The 18,825-nt window shown below is 69.4% G+C and carries 15 protein-coding genes; 9 read left to right on the top strand and 6 right to left on the bottom strand.

All coding sequences use genetic code 11. The features are described 5' to 3' along the window. The first annotated feature begins 72 nt into the window (after window positions 1-72). From rfbB to rfbC, 4 genes are read left to right on the top strand one after another with little or no spacing between them, the layout of a single operon-like run. Window positions 73-1,098, top strand: a complete 1,026-nt coding sequence (gene rfbB / locus HUA74_RS20275; RefSeq protein WP_174455825.1) for a dTDP-glucose 4,6-dehydratase — start codon at window positions 73-75, stop codon at window positions 1,096-1,098. A 1-nt stretch (window position 1,099) separates the two neighbouring features. After that, the gene (locus HUA74_RS20270; RefSeq protein WP_174455824.1) at window positions 1,100-2,002 is read left to right on the top strand and encodes an SDR family oxidoreductase; all 903 of its coding nucleotides are present in this window, start codon (window positions 1,100-1,102) and stop codon (window positions 2,000-2,002) included. A gap of 15 nt (window positions 2,003-2,017) precedes the next feature. After that, entirely contained in the window at window positions 2,018-2,899 is an 882-nt protein-coding gene (rfbA, locus tag HUA74_RS20265) for a glucose-1-phosphate thymidylyltransferase RfbA (RefSeq protein ID WP_174455823.1), read from the top strand. Beyond that, on the top strand, window positions 2,896-3,441 hold the full coding sequence (gene rfbC / locus HUA74_RS20260) for a dTDP-4-dehydrorhamnose 3,5-epimerase (RefSeq protein ID WP_174455822.1): 546 nt from the start codon (window positions 2,896-2,898) through the stop codon (window positions 3,439-3,441). Before rfbA ends, rfbC begins: the two co-directional genes overlap by 4 nt. A gap of 30 nt (window positions 3,442-3,471) precedes the next feature. Here rfbC and HUA74_RS20255 read toward each other — a convergent pair whose 3' ends face one another. Next, window positions 3,472-3,912 carry an SRPBCC domain-containing protein gene (locus tag HUA74_RS20255; protein WP_174455821.1) on the bottom strand — a complete coding sequence of 147 codons (441 nt, stop codon included), beginning with the start codon at window positions 3,910-3,912 and terminating at the stop codon, window positions 3,472-3,474. Between the two features lie 51 nt (window positions 3,913-3,963). On the opposite strand from HUA74_RS20255, the gene HUA74_RS20250 reads away from it, so the two are divergent. Then, on the top strand, window positions 3,964-4,293 hold the full coding sequence (locus tag HUA74_RS20250; protein WP_141646883.1) for a helix-turn-helix transcriptional regulator: 330 nt from the start codon (window positions 3,964-3,966) through the stop codon (window positions 4,291-4,293). A gap of 47 nt (window positions 4,294-4,340) precedes the next feature. On the opposite strand, the gene HUA74_RS20245 is transcribed toward HUA74_RS20250, so the two are convergent. After that, complete coding sequence (locus HUA74_RS20245) at window positions 4,341-6,023, bottom strand: hypothetical protein (RefSeq protein WP_217443513.1); 1,683 nt, start codon at window positions 6,021-6,023, stop codon at window positions 4,341-4,343. A 187-nt stretch (window positions 6,024-6,210) separates the two neighbouring features. Continuing rightward, window positions 6,211-6,993 carry an AAC(3) family N-acetyltransferase gene (locus tag HUA74_RS20240; protein WP_174455820.1) on the bottom strand — a complete coding sequence of 261 codons (783 nt, stop codon included), beginning with the start codon at window positions 6,991-6,993 and terminating at the stop codon, window positions 6,211-6,213. 189 nt (window positions 6,994-7,182) lie between these two features. On the opposite strand from HUA74_RS20240, the gene HUA74_RS20235 reads away from it, so the two are divergent. Together HUA74_RS20235 and HUA74_RS20230 are read left to right on the top strand one after the other, a co-directional pair. After that, entirely contained in the window at window positions 7,183-8,208 is a 1,026-nt protein-coding gene (locus tag HUA74_RS20235) for an LLM class flavin-dependent oxidoreductase (protein ID WP_141646891.1), read from the top strand. Window positions 8,209-8,342: 134 nt separating this feature from the next. Then, window positions 8,343-8,672 (top strand): hypothetical protein, encoded by a 330-nt coding sequence (locus tag HUA74_RS20230; protein WP_141646881.1) that lies wholly within the window; start codon window positions 8,343-8,345, stop codon window positions 8,670-8,672. Window positions 8,673-8,776: 104 nt separating this feature from the next. Here HUA74_RS20230 and HUA74_RS20225 read toward each other — a convergent pair whose 3' ends face one another. The 3 genes from HUA74_RS20225 to HUA74_RS20215 are packed head-to-tail and all read right to left on the bottom strand — an operon-like array spanning window position 8,777 to window position 13,224. Beyond that, window positions 8,777-10,642, bottom strand: a complete 1,866-nt coding sequence (locus HUA74_RS20225; protein ID WP_174455819.1) for a serine/threonine-protein kinase — start codon at window positions 10,640-10,642, stop codon at window positions 8,777-8,779. A gap of 34 nt (window positions 10,643-10,676) precedes the next feature. After that, entirely contained in the window at window positions 10,677-11,675 is a 999-nt protein-coding gene (locus tag HUA74_RS20220; RefSeq protein WP_174455818.1) for a tetratricopeptide repeat protein, read from the bottom strand. Further along, on the bottom strand, window positions 11,665-13,224 hold the full coding sequence (locus HUA74_RS20215; RefSeq protein WP_141643732.1) for a PEGA domain-containing protein: 1,560 nt from the start codon (window positions 13,222-13,224) through the stop codon (window positions 11,665-11,667). The genes HUA74_RS20220 and HUA74_RS20215 overlap by 11 nt, the downstream gene beginning before the upstream one ends. Before the next feature lie 211 nt (window positions 13,225-13,435). Here HUA74_RS20215 and HUA74_RS20210 point away from each other — a divergent pair, with 211 nt between their 5' ends. Further along, window positions 13,436-14,509: a YihY/virulence factor BrkB family protein gene (locus HUA74_RS20210; protein WP_174455817.1), complete on the top strand. Its 1,074-nt coding sequence runs from the start codon at window positions 13,436-13,438 to the stop codon at window positions 14,507-14,509. Window positions 14,510-14,919: 410 nt separating this feature from the next. After that, window positions 14,920-18,654: a chitobiase/beta-hexosaminidase C-terminal domain-containing protein gene (locus HUA74_RS20205; protein WP_174455816.1), complete on the top strand. Its 3,735-nt coding sequence runs from the start codon at window positions 14,920-14,922 to the stop codon at window positions 18,652-18,654. Window positions 18,655-18,825 lie beyond the last annotated feature (171 nt).

Genomic DNA, 18,825 nt, shown 5'->3' with positions numbered 1-18,825 from the left:
CCTGGCGCCTTGACCGTCGACGACCCCTCCGATACGCAGGCACCCTCTCTGAGCACTCGAGGCCCGCGGCACATGAACGTATTGGTGACAGGAGGGTGTGGCTTCATCGGCTCCAACCTCGTGAGGTACCTGCGACGCGAGCGACCCGAGTGGACGGTGGTCAACCTCGACCTGCTCACGTACGCGGGCAACCTGGAGAATCTGTCGGACCTCGAGGGCGACCCCCGCCATGTCTTCGTCCGAGGCGACATCGGCGACCGCGCGCAAATGGAGGAGCTGCTCTCCACGCACGCCATCGACGCCGTGCTGCACCTGGCCGCGGAGAGCCACGTGGACCGCTCCATCCTGGGGCCGGAGGTGTTCATCACCACCAACGTGCTGGGCACCCAGCGGTTGCTGGAGGCCTGCCGCGCGCGGGGCGTGAAGCGCTTCCTCATGGTCTCCACCGACGAGGTCTACGGTTCGCTGGGGCCCACGGGCGCCTTCACCGAGTCCTCGCCGCTCCAGCCCTCCAGCCCGTACTCGGCCAGCAAGACGAGCTCGGACCTGGTGGCGCTCGCGTACCACCACACGTTCGGAATGGACGTCGTCGTGACGCGGTGCTCGAACAACTACGGGCGTTACCAGTTCCCGGAGAAGTTGATTCCGCTCATGGTGGTCAACGCGCTGCATGACAAGCCGCTGCCCGTGTATGGCGACGGCGCGAACGTGCGCGACTGGCTGCACGTGGAGGACCACTGCCAGGCGTTGCTGCGCGCGCTGGAGCAGGGCCGCGCGGGCGAGGTGTACAACATCGGCGGCGGGGCGGAGCGGCGCAACATCGACATCGTGAAGGCCATCCTCGGGCTGGTGGGCAAGCCGGAGTCGCTCATCCAGTACGTGAAGGACCGGCCGGGGCATGACCGGCGCTATGCCATCGACCCGTCGAAGATTCGCGCGGAGCTGGGCTGGACGCCCGCGCACACCTTCGAGCAGGGCCTGGCGGAGACGGTGCGCTGGTACGTGGACCACCCCGCGTGGTGGGAGCGGGTGATGAGCGGCGCGTATCGGCAGTACTTCGAGACGCAGTACCGCGGTCGTCTCCAAGGGAGGGCGTGACATGCGCGTGCTCGTCACGGGCTCCAACGGACTGGTGGGAAGCCGCGCCTGTGTGCTGCTGGAGCAGCGGGGACACACGGTGGTGGGCTTCGGCCGAGGCCCCCGGCGCACGGGCGGCGAGTACGGCTACGTGTCGGTGGACCTGACGCGCGAGGCGGAGGTCGCCGCGGCGATGGAAGCCGCCGCGCCCGAAGTGGTCATCCACTGCGCCTCCATGACGGAAGTGGACGCCTGCGAGAAGGACCCGGAGGCGGCCTACGCGGGCAACGTGAACGCGACGGCGGCGGTGGCTCGCGGGGCACGCAAGGCCGGGGCGCACCTGGTGCACGTGTCCACGGACTACGTCTTCGACGGTGACGCGGGCCCCTACGACGAAGCCTCCATCCCCAACCCGCGCGGCGTCTACGCGGTGACGAAGCACATGGGCGAACAGGCGGCTCGGGTGCTCGCGCCCGGCTGCGCCATCGCCCGGACGGCGGTGGTGTATGGCTGGCCTCCGGTGGAGGGGCGGCTCAACTTCGGCGCGTGGCTGGTGATGACCCTGGAGAAGGGGCAGCCCGCGCGGCTGTTCGAGGACCAGGTCGTCTCGCCCAGCCTGGCGGACAACGTGGCGGCGATGCTGGTGGAGCTGGGCGAGCGCAAGCTCGGTGGCGTGTGGAACACCTGCGGCGGCACCGTCGTGGACCGCGTGGCCTACGGCCGGGCGCTGTGCGAGGTGTTCGGGTTCGACGCGAAGCTCATCGTCCCCACGCGCATGGCGGAGCTGAAGCTGCCCAGTCCCCGTCCGCTGAAGGGCGGGCTCAAGACGGACAGGGTCCGTGGCGAGCTGGCGGCGAAACCCCTGGAACTGGCCGAATCGCTCGCGCGCTTCCACGCGACGTGGAAGGCCGCGCGCGGGCACTGACTTCGAGAGGTGGACATGAAGGGCATCATCCTCGCCGGCGGCTCGGGCACGCGGCTGTACCCACTGACCCGGGTGGTCAGCAAGCAGCTGTTGCCGGTGCATGACAAGCCGATGATCTACTACCCGCTCAGCACGCTGATGCTGGCGGGCATCCGCGACGTGCTCATCATCTCCACGCCGCAGGACCTGCCGCGCTTCCGGGAGCTGCTGTCGGATGGCACGCAGTGGGGGATGCGCTTCGAGTACGCGGAGCAGCCCCGCCCGGAGGGCCTGGCGCAGGCCTTCATCATCGGCCGTGACTTCGTGGGCAAGGACCCCGTGTCACTCATCCTGGGCGACAACATCTTCTACGGGCACGGGCTGAGCAGCCTGGTGCGCGGAGCGGCGCGGCGCGCGGCGGGCGCCACCGTGTTCGGCTATTACGTGAAGGACCCGGAGCGCTACGGCGTGGTGGAGTTGGACGCGAGCAACCGCGCGGTGAGCCTGGAAGAGAAGCCGCTCAAGCCGAAGTCGAACTACGCCGTCACCGGGCTCTACTTCTACGACAACCAGGTGCTCGACATCGCCGCCGCGCTCAAACCGAGCAAGCGGGGCGAGCTGGAGATCACCGACGTGAACGCGGAGTACCTGCGTCGCGGTCAGCTGAACGTGGAGCTGATGGGGCGCGGGTACGCATGGCTGGACACAGGGACGCACAGCTCGCTCATGGAGGCATCCAACTTCATCGAGATCATCGAGCGGCGCCAGGGCCTCAAGGTGTCGTGCCCGGAGGAGATTGCGTACCGGATGGGCTACATCGACGCGAAGCAATTGGTGACGCTGGCGGAGCCGATGCTCAAGAACGAGTACGGGCAATATCTGATGTCCGTCGCGGAGAACCGGGGCGCGGTGTCATGAAGGTGACGCCGCTGGAGATTCCGGAGCTGTTGCTGGTGGAGCCGAAGGTCTTCGGTGACGACCGGGGCTTCTTCATGGAGCTGTTCCACGAGAAGCGCTACGCGGACGTCGGCATCCCCGGGCCCTTCGTCCAGGACAACTACTCGCGCTCGGCGCGGGGCACGCTGCGTGGGCTGCACTTCCAGGAGCCGCAGGGGCAGGGGAAGCTGGTGCAGGTGTTCGCGGGCAGCGTGTACGACGTCGCCGTCGACGTCCGTCGCGGCTCGCCGACATTCGGCCAGTGGGTGGCGGTGGAGCTGTCCGCGGAGAACCGGCGTCAGCTCTGGATTCCGCCGGGCTTCGCCCACGGCTTCTGCGTGACGAGCGCCACCGCCGACTTCCATTACAAGTGCACCACGCTCTACGCGCCGGAGACGGAGCGCTGCATCGCCTGGAACGACCCGGACCTCGCCATCCCCTGGCCGGTGCCCGAGCCGTTGCTGTCACCCAAGGATTTGCGCGCGCCCCGACTCAAGGACGCGCCGGTGCTGCCCTCGCTGTAGCCCGGGGCGAGGGCAGCTCGGGGGGCTCCCTCAGTAGGCGCCACCCGCGCGCAGGTTGATGCCGAACTCGAGGTACGCCTTGAGACACAGCATCATGTGCATCCAGCCGCCACAGTTGTCGTAGGACGCTTCGATTCCCTGGGCGTCCTCCTTCCAGCCGGACTCGCGGATCTGCACCAGCGTGCTCCGCGCATCGATGGGCTTGAAGAGCATCTCCACGCGGGTGTTGTAGCCACCGCCCGCCGCTTCCCACTCGAAGACGATGCGCTCGTCCCTGGCCACCGTGCGGACGATGACGTCGTGCTCGCCGGGGGCCTCCGCGAACCGCCACTTCACCGTCGTGCCTTCCACCAGGGGCGCACTGGCCGCCTGCACGAAGTACCCGCTCAGCTTCTTGGGGTTGACGACACCGTCGAAGACCTCGGCCACCGGCTTCTGGATCTTCAACTGCACCTGGAACTTCGGCTCCATGAGGATTCTCCCGTTGGGGTTCCACTTCAATACATGTTATATTTTTATAACATGTCGAGCGAAGCCAGGGACGACCAAATTTTCAAGGCGCTGGCGGACGCGCGACGGCGGGCGATGTTGGACCTGTTGAAGGCCGCGCCCCGGACCACGGGTGACCTGTGTGAGCACTTCGCGGCGTCCCTGGACCGGTGCACGGTGATGCAGCACCTTGGAGTTCTCGAGCGGGCGGGCCTGGTCATCGCCGTGCGGGAGGGCCGCACGCGGTGGAACTACCTCAACGCCGCGCCCTTCAAGGAGATCCACGACCGGTGGATCTCCCCCTATGCGATGGAGGCAGTGAGCCTGCTGGCGAGGATGAAGCGGGACATGGAAGAGGACTGAGGCCCCGTCGGAGAAACGTGGCGGGGCGTCCGGCCGCTCCCTGGCGCCTACAGGCTCTTCAGGAACTCGACCAACTCCGCGCGCTGCGCCGCATCCGGGACGTAGACGGCGTGGGGCGCCTTGTCTCCCCGTGCCGGGTCCAGCAGCGACGCCAGCCCCACCACGGAGCTGTCATGGAGGAAGCGGTCCTTGCGCCCCAGGTCGAGCAGGAGCGGCATGGCGGAGCCCCGCGGCTCTCCTCGCCGGCTGGCCTCCACCACCACCGTCTTGTCGTCGAAGATGCTGGCCGGGTCGTCCTGGATGGGCGCGAAGGCGATGGGGCGCACGCCCGCTTCCTCCGGACGCTGGGCTATCACCGTCGGGTTGTAGCCCGGGAAGATGCTCTTCATCGGCACGATGAAGGACGGGACGCGCTTGCCCTGGTCCACATTGTGGCAGTTGGTGCAGCGCGCGGTGAACTGCTCCTTGCCTCGCGCGGCCAGGGTGGCGTCAAAAGTCCCCGGCGCGGGCGCGGCGAGGCTGTCGGTGTACGCATTCAAGTCCCGCAGCGCGTCCTCGTTCACGCGCAGGCCCACGGGCGCCTCTTCCGTTCCCGCCTTGTCGGAGACCTGCGTCGCGGTGATGTACGGGAAGCCCTCGCCCACCACGCCTCCCTTCCCCTTGACCTGGGTGTCCTTGAGGATGGTGAGGTAGTCATCCGCCAGCTCGTTGCCCGCGGCCACGCCGCCCAGGGCCCGGAGGAACGCGCGGCCATCCGGCGTCACCAGGCTCGTCGGGTCCAGCAGCACGGTGTAGACGAGGTTGTTGAAGTTCTCGAGCCGAGCGATGTCGCCGGGAGTCCCCCACGGCGCCGCCAGGTCCGTCCGGAAGAAGGCCGCGATGTGCTGCTGCGCTCCCGTGCCGTCCGGGGCATCGTCGAACGTGCCCAGCGGATAGAAGGCCGGGTTGCCGACGAGCGCGTCGACCTGCGCCTCCGTGGACGTCTCCGTGAGCCCCTGGTCCGACGGCGCCCGGCCAATGGACTTGTTCCCGTTGGCGGCGAGCTTCACCTGGAGCAGCGGGTAGAGCGCGCGCGTATTGGCGGCGACCGCGAAAATGCCACCGACGTTGAGGTTGTGCGGGGTGGGCCCGTCCACCTGCTTGCCGATGGAGCCACCTCCGAGGTTGTTCGGAGACTTCACCACCGAGCCATCGGTGATGGCATGGCACAGCGCGCAGCTCACGCCGACCTTGTCGCCGCTGGCGACATCGCGCTTGCCGTCGCCATTGGTGTCCTTGACCACGACACCAATCACCGCGTTGGCGTTGATGAGCAGCAGGGTGGTGGCCGGGTCATTGAGCAAGGGGCCGCTGGTGCCTTGGCTGGCCAGCTCATTCGCCACGGCGGTCTTCGTGGCCGCGTCGAGCGCATCCACGTTGACGCTCAGGCCCGCTTGAAGCGCCTGCACGGGGGTGAGCTTCGCGGCCACGATGCCCGTGGGCAGCCGCACCGCGTCCGTCCAGAAGCCCTCGTTGCCGAAGGTCTCGAAGCGGAACACCTGCTCGCCCCGCGTCTTGTCTCCTCCCGTCAGCCGGGGGAGGTCGGGTCCCTGGTCCACCGGGCCGTCCTTCGTCTGGTTCTGATTGACCGGGTCGCCGTTGTCCTTGTTGCTTTTCGAGCAGGCCACCTGCGATGTGGCCATGGCCGCGGCGAGGAATACCCAGCCGACATGCCCGTGAGTCTTGTTCATCCCATCCCCCAATGCTGACGCGCTTCAAGGCGCGCTGCTATTGAGGCAAGCCGCGCATGCGAGGCACGTGCATTTCGCGCACGCCCTCGGGCCCGTCGCGCCGGCAACACCCGTGCTGATCTCCGGTGCTCAGTTCGGCCCCGGAGTCGGACCCACCCTTTCGCCGGATGACGCTTCCTCGGCGCGGTCAGGTCTCGACGCCGGTGACGCTCGTGCGGGCGACGTCGCATTCCTCGCAGCCGGCGTCCGGAGGACAGAGGAAGGTGAGCGGCGCCGAGGCAAGGTGGGCCACAGCGAGGTCCACGAGCGCCCGCGCGTCGAACAGCCGTGCGTCGGCGTTTCCGACGTTCCCCTCGCGCTGGAGGCCCCGGGCCCGAAGCCAGTCGTCGGCGAGCCGGAAGTTCCGACAGCAGTGGTCCGTCTCGGCGATCATCACCGTGCGCGCCACGCCATCGACCTCGACGACACAGGGATGGGAGACGGAGTAGGGCACCTTCGCGAGGGCCTCCGCCAGATGCAGCGTCGTGTTCTCCCCCTGCGTCACCCCGAGCAGGAGGACCTGTCCGTCCAGGTCGTGAACCCGGCCCACCGGGCTGTCGGGGCCGTGCGGAGGGGAGAGCGGTTGCGGCCGACAGATGACCGCCGCATGCGGGCCCTCGGCGGCGAACGAGCCTCCCGGATGCGTGCTTCGTGAGACTCCGGGCTGTCGCCAGAACAGCTCCGCGGTGATGCCCATGTCCGTCGTCGGCGTGGACGCGGGGTCGAACACCGTCTCGCCATCGGTCATCGTGGGCATGACCAGGGTGCCGTCACGCCCGAGCGCCGCGCGCAGGGCGCCAATCAACCCGAGAGGGCCTCCCTCGACGGGCCGCACCGCCTTGAAGGACGTGTGGACCAGGAGCACGCCTCCCTCGCGGACGCCCAGGGACCGGAGCTGCTCCACCATCTCCCGCTGGCTGACCTCGCGCATGGCGCCGGGAGTCTACCGGGCCTCGCGCCACACCGCTTCACGGCCCGGTGACGAGGGAGCGTCCGAGCCCTCCCGCGTTTCCCGTGCGCTCCCGGGGGCCCACGGTTAACGCTGGGACGCCGGGGGTGGTGCCGCCCGGGACGGGACGGGCCCGTCCTCCGTTCCGCGTGCATGCCCTGGGGTCCCTCGATGATTCCCTTCTCCGTTCTCGACCTCTCCCCCATCCGCCAGGGCAGTGACGCCGGTGACGCCCTGCGCTGCACGCTGGACCTGGCCCGCCATGTGGAGCGCTGGGGCTATCAGCGCTTCTGGCTGGCCGAGCACCACAACATGACGGGCATCGCCAGCGCGGCCACCGCCGTCGTCATCGGCCATGTCGCGCAGGGCACCTCCACCATCCGCGTGGGCGCGGGCGGCATCATGCTCCCCAACCACTCGCCGCTCGTCATCGCCGAGCAGTTCGGCACGCTGGAGACGCTGTATCCCGGTCGCATCGACCTGGGCCTGGGCCGCGCTCCCGGAACGGACCAGCGCACCGCCTCCGCCCTGCGGCGCAGCCGCGTGGACTCCTCCGACGCGTTTCCCCAGGACGTCGCAGAACTGCAGGCCTACTTCCAGGAGCCGGAGCCCCATCAGGCCGTGCGCGCCGTGCCGGGCATGGGCCTCAAGGTGCCGCTGTGGCTGTTGGGCTCCAGCCTCTTCAGCGCGCAGCTCGCCGCCGCCATGGGCCTGCCCTTCGCGTTCGCCTCGCACTTCGCGCCGCAGCAGATGATGACCGCCCTGCGCCTGTATCGCAGCCAGTTCCGCCCGTCCGAGGTCCTCCAGAAGCCCTATGCCATGCTCGGCATCAACGTCTTCGCCGCCGACACCGAGGCCCAGGCCCAGCGCCTCTTCACGTCGCTGCTGCAAGCCTTCGTCAACCTGCGGCGCGGCCGGCCGGGACTGCTTCCAGCCCCCGTGGAGACGATGGACGGGCGCATCACCGAGTATGAGCTGGCGGAGGTCGAGTCCATGCTCGCGTGCTCCATCGTCGGCGACCCCGAGCAGGTGGGAGAGGGACTGCGCTCCTTCATCGCCGAAACCCAGCCCGACGAACTCATGGTCACCGCGCAGATCTTCGACCACACCGCGCGACTGCGCTCCTACGAGCTGCTCTCCCAGGTCCACGCCCGGCTGTCCGACGACGCGAGACCCGCGCCCACCACGGGCGGGTGAGGCGCCCTGGCGTTCGGGGGCGCCTTGATGCAGCGGAGATTTGTGACAGCAGATTTCGGACGCGGGAGGGACTTCATCGGAAGTCAGGGCTTATGCATGATGCTGGAGTTCCATCTCTGGCTCAGGAGTCCTCCATGAACGCCCCCCGAATCCTCGCCGCGCTGACCGCCTGCTTCTCCCTGTCCCTCCTGGCTTGCGGAGGAGGCGAGCCGACGGCGGACGCCCCCGAGACGCAGGCCCCCGTGAGCAGCGTGGAGCAGGGCATCGGCTACCCGCCGTCCTGCGCGAGCGGCGACACGCTCATCTACTGGGTGGAGAACGTGCAGGCCTGCGTCCTGAAGTGCGGGTCGACGCGTCTGCCCGGTCAGCCGGCGACGCAGTACGCGGCCTGTCAGTCGAACATCTCCGGGACGAGGACGCTCATCAACGTGCGTCACTGCATCCCCGGCTGTAGCCTTGAGTAGTCGTTGCTCCGCGCGCTGACCTGGCGCTCCCCGGTCCGCTCCGATGCGTGGCTTCCTCACGGGCCACGCCTTTGCGTGAGCGGACTTGGGTGGGACGCCTTCCGCTACTCGGAGACGTCCGGTGGCAGCATCTGGCGGCACCGCGCCATGCCACGCTGTGCATCGGCGAGCCGCGGATAGTCCCGTGACACGGCCCCGTAGAGCTTGATGGCCTCCTCGCAGTTGCCCTGTTCCTCGCGCGCGCGGGCCCGTGACAGCCGCTTCGTCACGTCCTCAATCTTGCCTCCCAGCTCCGCGAGCTTCGGCTCGACAGAGTCCAGGCCCATGCTCTTGGCCAGCGCGAACTTCTCCGAGGCCTTGGCCAGCTCCCCGTTCGTGAAGTCGTCGCCGATATCGATGAGTCGATCCAGCGCGCGCTCCTTCTGACGCTCCAGGGCCGAATCGCCCGCTCCCGCCGCGACACCCTCGGTGGGGGGCGGGGCATGCTCCGCGCTGGGCTCGTGGGGCGGGGGGCCTTCCTCGGCGGGTGGTGGACCTCGAGGGGGCGGGGGACGCGGAGGCGGGCCGTGAGGCGGAGGATGGGGAGGAGGGTGCCCCATGTCTCCCATGCCGTGGGGGCCCGGAGGTCCCTGGCCGTCACCCGGAGGCGGGCCCCGCAGGGCAATCACGCCGAAGCCACCGGCGAGCAGCGCGCCCGCGACGCTCAGGGCCAGCACCCAGCCCGGGCGACCGCTCGGTGGCGGCGCGTAGGGAGAGGCTGCGTGCGCCGTCTTGTCGAACCCGTCGCGCGCCGTGCGTTGCGGAAGCTCGGGCATTCCTGGCGCGGGCTGCGTGAGCTGGATGGGCGCCACGCGGCCCGTGTTGTAGAGGCCCGGGTCGATGGGAGGCGGCGTCGACACGGCGGCGCCGCGCAACATCGTGTCCTCGGTGCCGTCGCCGTAGAGCATGGTGCCCGGCGAGGACTCCTCGGCCGCGCCTGGCTTCACCACGGGGCTGACGCCGCTGATGGCGGGCCGACCGGACATGGTGGGCAGCGCGTTGCTCAGGTCCGCGGCGAACGCCTCCATCGTCATGTAGCGCTCCACGCGCTTCTTCGCGGTGGCCTTCTGGATGACCGCGTCGAGCGCGGGCATGTCCAGGTCCGGCACCACGTCCACCAGCCGGGGAATGGGCTGATGCACCTGCTTCTGCATGATGTCCGCGACGCTCGTTCCGTCGAACGGCTGCACGCCGGTAAGCAGCTCGAAGAGCACCACGCCCACCGCGTAGATGTCCGCGCGCGCGTCCACGTCCTGGCCCATGGCCTGCTCGGGGGACATGTACCGGGGCGTGCCGGCCACCGCGCCCTGCGCCGTGAGGCGCGTGGCCCCGTCGGCGATGCGGGCGATGCCGAAGTCCAGCACCTTGACGTGCCAGCCGCGCATGCCCTGCCGGACCATCACGTTCTCCGGCTTGAGGTCCCGGTGCACCACGCCGCGCGCGTGCGCGTACGCCAGCACGTCCGCGACCTGGAGGATGATGTCTCCGGCTTCATGGAGGCTCAGCCGGCCCACGTTCGCGAGCAGGCGCTTGAGGTCATCACCCTCCACGTACTCCATGGAGATGTAGAGGCTGCCCTCCTCGTCCTGGCCGAAGTCGTGCAACGTCACCGCGTTGGGGTGCCCCACGCGGGCGTAGCTCTTCGCTTCGTTGAGGAAGCGCCGCGCGACGTCCGGGTCCAACGACAGGCCGCTGTTGAGGAACTTCATCGCGACCTGCTGGCCAATGCCCACCTGCTCCGCCAGGTACACGGAGCCCATGCCGCCCTGGCCCAACCGCTTGAGCACGCGGTAGCGGCCCGCCACCGTGCGGCCCAGCATCCGGTCCACCTGCGGCGCGACCTTCAGCTGCTCGGTGCTTCCACAGCTCGGGCAGGCGCCGCCCCAGGTGTCGTGCTCCGTCTCGCACCGCTGACAGATGAAGAGGGCCATCCAAGTCCTTCCTGACCGCGAGGTGGGTGCGACGTCAGCGTGACGGGGGCGCGGCGTAGCGCTGGAAGAGCAGGCGCTCCAGCTCGCGCGCGCCGTCCTCCTTCGACGTGCGCTGCGCCACCGCCGCGCGGAGCAGGTCCGTGCGAGGGTCCTCCGGCAGCTCCGCCTCCATCACCGCCAGGGCACCTCTCAGGTCCCCCGCGCGCTGGAGCGCCGCCGCGCGCCACACCCGGTACTCCGTCACGCCCGGCGCCGCCGAGGCCGCCTTCGCGAACAGTCCCTCGGCGCCCTTGGAGTCATTGCCCTGGAGCGCAACCAGCCCCTCCAGGAACAGGCCCTGCGCGGGCGCCTGGGGCGCCGCTTCTCCCGAGTCCTTCGCCCAGTCCAGCAGCTCCCGGCCGGTGCGCAGTTGCTCCGTCGTCAGCGCCTCGCCCTTCAGCGCGCGCTGGTGCACGTCCTCCGCGGAGGCGCGGCTCGCGGTGCTCAGGCGCGTGCCCATCTCCGCCAGGTCCACGCCCAGGTAGTCCGCGGTCACCAGGGTGCGCAGGTGTTCGCCCGCGCCCGCCGGGCCCGCGAGCGTGCCGGCCTCCAGCGCCTCGAAGAAGTCGGCCTTCAGCTCCACGTGCCGCGCCGTCATGTCCGCCGGCACCGGGCCCTTCTTCTTCTTCTTGCGCGCGGCCTTGAGCTGGCGCTCGCACAGCTCAAGCTCGCCCTTCGCCTTGGGACGCTCCTGGATGTCCGGGGCGCTCTTGAGCCAGGCGCGGTACGCGGCGCACGCGCCCGCCGTCTCCTTGGCCCCCATGCGCGCGCGGCCCAGGCCCAGGTAGGCGGGCAGCAGCGAGGGATTGGCGCGCGTGGCCTGGAGGAACACGCGCGAGGCCTCCGCGTACTTGCGCTTGTTGTAGAGCTTCGTGCCCTCGGCGACGAGCGCGTCGGCGTTGCCCACCGAGGGGCCCACGAGCGGCGCGGCACTGGCCGTGCCCCACACCAAAAGCGCGCACGTCAGCAGCAGTCGACGCGACTCAGAATGCATAGCCCACCCCTCCACGGAAGTTGCTCGTCCCGGCGATCTTCCCCAGCAACGAGAAGCCCCGCTGGTACGCCACGGAGGCGTACAGCCCCTCGTAGACGAAGACTCGCGCGGAGGCCTGTCCGGACGCGTGCAGGTCCAGCGCGTAGAGGCCGTCCTCGAAGCGGGGCGAGTTGCCGGAGCCGTCGTCCTCCTCCTTCGCGAGCGCGCCGCGCAAATCGAGACCCGCCTGGATGGCGAAGGACACCGGGCCCAACACGTATCTCAGTTGCGGTTGCAATGCTCGCAGCGACACCATCTGGACCTTGGTGTCGACCTGCGTGAGCCCGGCCACGTTCGGGTTCTGCACGTCCTGCGGGACGTTGACGCCCATCGTCCAGACGTCGCCGGTGGAGTACCAGGTGGCGCCCACCAGCATGACGCCGAAGTACTGGCCGTAGCGTCCGTACTCCAGGCCCAGCCCTCGCAGCCGCCGCGAGCCCGGCGCGCGCACGCCGTTGCCGCGCACGTCGCTCAGCCCGCCCTCCGTCTTCACCGGCTGCGCGGTCAGCGTGTCGGACGTGAGGCTGGTGAACTCGTAGGCCGCCTCCAGGTAGCTCTGCCGCGCCATGGTGGCCTCCTGCCGCCGCTTCATGGCCAGCTTGAAGGCCTGCATCGACGTGGGCTTCAGCTCCCGCTCCAGCGTGTACGTCGCGCCCGGGGCAATCTCCGCCTGGACTTCCTGCGGCTCGTAGCCCTCTCGCGCCAGTCGCAGGGTGCGTGAGCCGGGTTGGATGCCCTGGTCCACCGCGTCCTTGCCCACCACGGCGCCGTCCACGGAGATCTCCGTGCCCTCCGGCAGGACCTTCACCACCAGCCGCGCGGGCACCTTCTCCAGGGCCGGCCGCAGCTTCACCTGCTCACGCGAGCCCACCACGCGCGTCTCTTCCCTGGGCAGGTGCGAGGCCAGTTCGAAGCGGAACGTGTGCTCGCCGGGCAGCACCTCCGTGGCGTACGGCGTGACGCCCATCTTCACCCCGTCGATGAACACCGTGGCGCCCGCGGGCACCGACACCGCTTCCACCAGCGCGTTGAGGGACAGGAACTTCACCAGCACGCCGGCCAGGGCCTTCTCGAAGGCGGGGTTGCTCGTCTCCGCCTCCGCGCGTGCGCCGCTCTCCGAGCGCACGCTGACGGCGCGGAAGCGGTAGCCGGCGTCGTCCTGGCCCACCCGCACCAGCACCACGCGCTCCAGGCCGAGCGACGCCAGATAGGTCCCCAGGGGCTCCCGACACCGGGCGCCGCCGGCCAGACAGCCCAGGTCTCCTTCCCGGCCCTGGAGGTGCGAGGCCAGCGCCCCCACGCCGACGACCTGTCGAGGCTTCACGTCCCCCGGCAGCAGGCCGGTGATGCCTTCCTCGGTCCGCTTCACCAGGGCGTCCTGCCCTGGATACATGGGCTGGATGAGCCAGAGGGTGTGGGCCGGGGCCTCGGCGCGGGCTTCCGGTGAAGCGCCGGGTGTCGCGCTGGCGACCAGCGCCAGGCTGACACTCAGGAGAGAGGCGACGAACATTGCGTCCTCGGGGCGGGCTGAGGCGGTGAGGTCCCGTCTGCCCGGGTAGGGCGGAAAACGGGCGCCGGGTGTTTTTTACCGGATGAAATGTTTTTCAGGAAGACGGCCCCCCGAGGGTGGAGCGGCCAGGGAGGCTGCCCATTGGGGCAGGGGCGCCACCGAGGGTCCGCATGGCCATCTTCCCCAGGGCTTACATGGGTGAGGGGGCGAGATGGTCCTGCCAGGCAAGGGGATGGGGTGGTGGGAGTTCTTCAAGCTCCTGAAGGACGAGTGGAAACGCGACGATGTGAGCGACGTCGCCGGGGCCTTGACGTTCCGCGCCATCCTGGCGCTGTTCCCCTTCCTCCTGTTCCTCGTGTCGCTGGCGGGCGTCATCATCGACCCCAACCAGGCCCAGGTGCTCATCCAGGAATTGGGGAAGGTGGCGCCCAAGGAGGTGACGGCCATCCTGGGGCAGCGCATCCAGTCGCTGGCGGACAGCAACCCGGTGGGGCTCTTGACGGTGGGTGGTGTGGGCGCCATCTGGGCGGCCTCCGGGGGCATCGTCGCGTTGATGGACGCACTGAACACGGCCTACGGCGTCGAGGAAACGCGGCCGGTCTGGAAGCTTCGGCTCATCGCGGTGACGACGACGCTGGTGGCCGCGGCGGTGGCCATCTTCGCGGCGCTGGCGGCCGTGGCGACGCCCGCGCTGGCCAGCAAGCTGCCGGACCCCGCGTCCACGGTGGCGCTGTGGCTGCGGCTGCCCGTGGCGGGCCTGCTGATGATGTTCCTGTGGGCGGTGCTCTATTACGTCCTGCCCAACGCGAAACAGAAGTTCCGCTTCATCACCCCGGGCTCCGTGGTGGGCGTGCTCATCTGGGTGGCGGCGTCGTGGGCCTTCTCCAAGTACGTGGCCAACTTCGGCAAGTACGACGTGAACTACGGCGCCATCGGTGGCGTCATCGTGCTCCTGCTGTGGATGTGGCTGTCCTCGCAGGTGGTGCTGCTGGGCGCGGAGATCAACTCCATCCTCGAGCAGCGCTCGCCGGAGGGGAAGGCGCCGGGACAGCACGTGCCGGGGCAGGGCAAGGCCGTGCTGGCGACCAAGTCGGAGTTGGAGCAGGGCGGGGCGGACATCCCTGGCGCTCGGGACTTCCGTCCGGCGGTGGACCCGGCGACGGGCCAGGGCCTCGCCAGCGACGCACCCCCGAAGCTCCAGCAGACGCCGTTGGCCGCCGCCGCGAAGTGGGCCGCGGGCCTGGGCCTGGGCGTCTTCTTCCTGCGGCGAAACACCGGTCGCTGAGCCTCGACGCATTGAATTCGCAGATCTGCTCCCGGGCCCTGGCTCCCGCGCCCCTGGAGGGTGCTGGGGAGGAGCCGCCCTTCCCCGGGGCGAGTCTCCGCCGGGAACATTGACTCGGCCGACGACGAGGCGGCTGACATCAGAATCCTCGGCGTCGCGAGTCCTTGAGTCCCAGGAACGGACGCTCACGGAGGCCGTCCTCGGTTTGAATATTTCCCGGGGCTCAGCCATGTGTCGGCTGGGTGTGTCACTCTCAGGCGTCGCACGTCGCCGTCGCCCCCTCCGACAGCCCCGTTATCCGTTCCCCCCGCTCAGCGGGGCGTGGACGCGCATGCCATGGATATTTGATGTCTCGGACTGTGTTGTTCCTCATCCGCCCCTTGTCGGCATTGCTCTGCCTGGGGGTTCTCATGAGTGCATGTGGCGACGCGGGGTTGGGCCCCGGGCCGACGCCGCCCGGGTCCACGGACACCGTCGCGCCCACCACCGTGGCCTCTCCGGCGGGGGGACTCTTCAACAGCCCTCGCACGGTGACGCTCACCTGTGATGACGGGACGGGCTCCGGCTGCGAGGCCACGTACTACACGCTGGACGGCAGCGCTCCGACGACGCGGTCCATCCGCTACTCGGACTTCGTCATGGTGGAGGCCAGCGCCACGCTGCGCTTCTTCTCCGTGGACCGGGCGGGCAACAGCGAGAGCGCGCGCTCGGCGGAGTTCGTGGTGGACGTGGACCCTCCGGTGGTCTCCGCGTCTCCGGGTTCGGGTACCCACGATGCTCCGCTCATCGTGACGCTGACGTGTGATGACGGCACGGGCTCCGGCTGCTCTCGCATCCACTACACGCTGGACGGCGCTGTCCCTTCGGAGACGTCTCCCCTCTACTCGGCCCCGCTCACGTTGATTGCCGGCGCGCGGCTGCGATTCATCGCCATGGACCGCGCAGGCAACGCGTCGCGCGAGGGCACGGAGCTCTACTCGTTCGACAAGGGCGGGCCTGCCTCCGCCGCCACCCCTCGGGGTGGGGTGTTCGCCGGTCCGATGCAGGTGGCGCTCACGTGTGATGACTCGGGCGGTTCCGGCTGTGCCAGCACCCGCTACACGTTGGATGGCACGGCACCGACGCTGGATTCCCCCGTGTACGCAGGCCCGCTCCAACTCACCACCACCACCACGGTGCGCTTCTTCTCCATGGACACGGAGGGGAACCGCGGGGACCTGGTCATCGAGACGTATGTCATCGATACCGCGCCGCCCACCGCCTCCGCGACGCCTCGGGGTGGCACCTACTCCTCGGCGCAGTCCGTGACGCTGAGCTGCGAGGACACCGGGGGCGCTGGCTGCTCCGCGCTGCACTTCACGACGGATGGAACCACTCCCACGACCGCCTCCGCGCGCTATGGGCAACCCCTGGCGCTCTCGTCGTCGACGACGCTGCGCTTCCTCGCGGTGGACGGTGCTGGGAACCTTGGACCGGTGGTCTCGGAGGCGTACGTCATCGATACCGTGCCGCCCACCGCGTCCGCGACGCCTCGGGGTGGCTCCTACTCCTCGGCGCAGTCCGTGACGCTGAGCTGCGAGGACACCGGGGGCGCCGGCTGCTCCGCGCTGCACTTCACGACGGATGGAACCACTCCCACGACCGCCTCCGCGCGCTATGGGCAACCCCTGGCGCTCTCGTCGTCGACGACGCTGCGCTTCCTCGCCGTGGACGGCGCTGGAAACCTCGGAGCCACGGTCTCGGAGGCGTACGTCATCGATACCGTGCCGCCCACCGCGTCCGCGACGCCTCGGGGTGGCACCTACTCCTCGGCGCAGTCTGTGACGCTGAGCTGTGACGACACGGGGGGCTCCGGCTGCTCCGCGCTGCACTTCACGACGGATGGCACCTCTCCAACGACCGCCTCCGCGCGCTACGCGCAGCCCCTGGCACTCTCGTCGTCGACGACGCTGCGCTTCCTCGCGGTGGACGGTGCCGGAAACCTCGGTGCCACGGTGACGGAGACCTATTCCATCATGCTGGCCCCGACCACCGTGGCTCAGCCCGAGGGCGGCCTCTTCCGGACCCCGCAGACGGTGACGCTCGTGTGCACCGACGGCGCGGGCCTCGCCTGTGCGGGGACCTGGTACACGCTGGACGACAGCGAGCCGACGCCGACGACGGGAACTCCGTATACCGGCCCCATCTCGCTGTCCTCCACCACGCGCCTTCGCTTCGTGTCGAGGGATTCGGTGGGCACCCTGGAAGCGTCCCGCCTCCAGGTCTACACCTTCGACGTGACGGCCCCGCTCACGCAGGCCGAGCCTCCCGGAGGCACGTTCAACGGCCCCGTCACCGTGCGGCTCACGTGCACGGATGCGCCCGCGGGCTGCCGTGAGACGCGCTACACCCTGGACGGCACGGCGGTCTCGAGCAGCTCGCCGCTGTACACCGCGCCCATCGTCCTCGGGCGGAACACCACCGTGAACTTCAAGTCGGTGGACAACGTCGGGAACGAGGAACCGGGGCGGCAGGAGATCTACACGTTGCCCGATGTGGCCAACAACGCCTCGTCGCAGATCGATTGGCTGCGTGGCGCGGCGGACGGCGCCCAGCCCATGCTGCCCATCAATGGAGCCATCGTCACCTTCGTCAAGCCGGGCGTGGGCGACCCCACGAGTGATGGCCCGGGCATCTTCCTCCAGGCGAAGCAGGAGGGGCCGGCCATCTTCGTGTCGGTGAACCCCGCCGGACTCGTCCCGCCTCCAGTGGCGGGTGACTGGGTGAGTGTCCGGGTGAATCACCTGCGCACCGTGAACGGCCTGCGCCGCGCGAGCATCGACACCAGCAGCTACGCCGTGCTCGCCAAGAACTTCCCCGTGGCGACGCTGGCCCAGGAGGTGAGTTCCGTCGATCTGCCCCTCGTGCGGGACATGTTCGACTCCGAGCTCATCTCGCTGCAAGGTGTCATCAACGGCGCCTTCACTCCCTCCGGCACGGGCCATATCCAGGCGCCCTTGACGACGTCGGCCATCCCCGTGGGCTCCTCCAGCGCGGCCCAGTTCCGTCTGCGCATGGTGGCGACGGTGAACGACACGGTGGAGCTGACTCCTGGTTGCACGGTCTCTCTCACTTCACCCCTGTGGCACTACGTGTCCGCCTCGGCGTCGACGCAGCCCTCCCTCTGGGTCCCCGAGCAGCTCACCTCGCAGACGTGCCCGTCCCCGGCTGTCATCGAGACGAAGGCCCTGAGCGCGACGAGTGTCCTGGTGCGGTTCGACCGGCGGCTGGATGCGGGCAGTCTCCTGGGGAGCGGCGCCCAGTTCTCCATCACCGCCCTTGGCGGGCTCGCCGTCACGGGCGCGACGCTCCAGTCACCCACGGAGGTGGTCCTCACCACGGCGCCGCAGACTCCCCGCCAAGGCTATGACCTCAAGGTCGCCTCGACGCTGAGGGACAGGAGGGGCGTCGGCGTGCAGGCCCCGACAAACAGCGGTTTCTTCCAAGGCTTCTCGATCTCCGCGCGCCTGCGCATCACCGAAGTCGCGCCCAACATGACGGGCGGCCGCGACCTCGTGGAGCTGCGCGTGCTGCAGTCCGGCTCGGTGGGGGGCATGACGCTGTTGCTGGACGGGGGCCCCGCGCCGCTGGCGACGTTCCCCGAGGTGGAAGTGCAGGCCGGCGACGTCATCGTCATGCACCTCAATCCAGACCTCGTGCAGGAGGATGCGGGGCCGCAATCAGAGACGCTCGGGCGCACGGAGTTTCCGCAGGCGGCGTTTCCCGCGAACCATGACTCCGCGTGGGACTTCCACAGCGGCGCCACCGTCAGCCTCCCCACGGGCAACCGGGTGCTGCGTGTGCGGGACGCCCAGGGGGCCGTCCAGGATGGCCTCGCCGTCACGGTTCAGAGCAACACCAGCGCCGGTTTCCTGGGCGAACTCCAAACGCTCCAGGGTCAGGGCCAGTGGTCACCCACGAACTGTGGCGGTGTCCCCTGCACGTACTCCACGCTCCCCACCGCCTGGAGCGTCTCCGTCAGCTGGTCGTCGGCCTTCGTGTCGACGGGGAAGCAGATCACCCTGGGCCGTGTCACTTCCGTAGACAGCAATAGCGCCTCGGACTGGGCCGTGGGCACGGGGACCTTTGGACTCGTGAATCCCTGAGCCCCAACCGAAGGACTCCTTCGCGGAGGGCCGCCGGAATTTGAAACTTCCGCGAGGCTCCGCTATCAGGCGGTGGTGCGTGCCATCCACGGATGGCACACGGCGCCGTTCCCTCCCCCGACAGCCCCGATATCCGTTCCTCCCCGTTCGCGGGGAGTGGACGCGCATGCC

Origin of the sequence: Myxococcus sp. CA051A, from assembly GCF_013336705.1 — a bacterium.
GTDB classification, from domain to species: Bacteria; Myxococcota; Myxococcia; order Myxococcales; family Myxococcaceae; genus Myxococcus; species Myxococcus llanfairpwllgwyngyllgogerychwyrndrobwllllantysiliogogogochensis.
Note: the sequence above shows the minus strand (reverse complement) of the source record. Positions and strands in the feature narration are given on the sequence as shown.